Source organism: Polaromonas sp. (assembly GCF_030682935.1).
GTDB lineage: Bacteria > Pseudomonadota > Gammaproteobacteria > Burkholderiales > Burkholderiaceae_C > Polaromonas.
The window spans coordinates 1-1,150 of record NZ_JAUXNA010000034.1; the positions used below are offsets into that span (position 1 = coordinate 1).

1 protein-coding gene and 1 pseudogene are annotated in these 1,150 nt (G+C 60.2%); both read right to left on the bottom strand.

Annotated features, from left to right (window positions below; all coding sequences use genetic code 11):
• The coding region (locus Q8K05_RS01185; RefSeq protein WP_305244724.1) for an acyl-CoA carboxylase subunit beta at positions 1-929 on the bottom strand (929 nt) is incomplete at its 3' end.
• Between the two features lie 54 nt (positions 930-983).
• Positions 984-1,150: pseudogene (locus Q8K05_RS01190) on the bottom strand (methylmalonyl Co-A mutase-associated GTPase MeaB); the annotation flags it as partial.

The window sequence follows — 1,150 nt, forward strand, 5'->3', positions numbered from 1 at the left end:
CCGATGACGATGTTCTTGGCGTATTCGGGCTGAATTTCGAAGAAATCGCCATCGTCCACGGTTTTGGCGATCAGCTCCTTCATGTCGTAGGGCTTGTTCGGGTTCTCGGGCACCAGCGTGTCCAGGCTCAGGTCCATGCGCCCAGCCGGGTCGGCGCTGGGGCGCACGGGCGCCTTTTCGCGGTTGTTCAGCGGCAGGTAGTTGTACAGCCTGCGCAGCATCAGGAGGGCTTCGACATCGTTTTCAAACGCCAGATCGGCCACGCCGCTGCGGGTGGTGTGTGTGATGGCACCGCCCAGTTCCTCGGCCGTGACTTCCTCGTGCGTCACGGTCTTGACCACTTCGGGGCCGGTCACGAACATGTAGCTGCTGTCCTTGACCATGAAGATGAAGTCGGTCATGGCGGGCGAATACACCGCGCCGCCGGCTGACGGCCCCATGATCATGCTGATCTGCGGAATCACGCCGCTGGCCATCACGTTGCGCTGGAACACATCGGCATAGCCGCCGAGCGAGGCCACGCCTTCCTGGATGCGGGCGCCGCCCGAATCGTTCAGGCCAATCACCGGGGCGCCGACCTTCATGGCCTGGTCCATGACCTTGCAGATTTTTTCGGCATGGGCTTCAGACAAAGCACCGCCAAACACGGTGAAATCCTGGCTGAAGACGAACACCAGACGGCCATTGATCATGCCGTAGCCAGTGACCACGCCATCGCCCGGAATCTTGTTGTCCTGCATCCCGAAGTCGGTACAGCGGTGTTCAACAAACATGTCCCATTCTTCGAACGTGCCTTCGTCAAGCAGCAGCTCCAGCCGCTCGCGCGCCGTCAGCTTGCCCTTTCCGTGCTGCGCGTCAATGCGCTTTTGGCCACCGCCCAGGCGGGCCGCAGCGCGCTTTTTTTCGAGTTGTTCAAGGATTTCTTGCATGGTTTGCTTTCTTAATGCGCTGTAAACACTATCTGCTATCTATTTAGTAGCTTCTTATACAAGCCCTGAATGGGCTGCAAGCAGATTTCTTGCCGCTGTGGATGGCGGAAGCCGGCCACTCACAACCTGGGCCACCAGCCCGGGCAGCAAGGCGCTGACCGCCGGGTCTTGCCGGAACGCCTGCTTCAGGCCGGCGTCAATGCGTTCCCACATCCACGCCA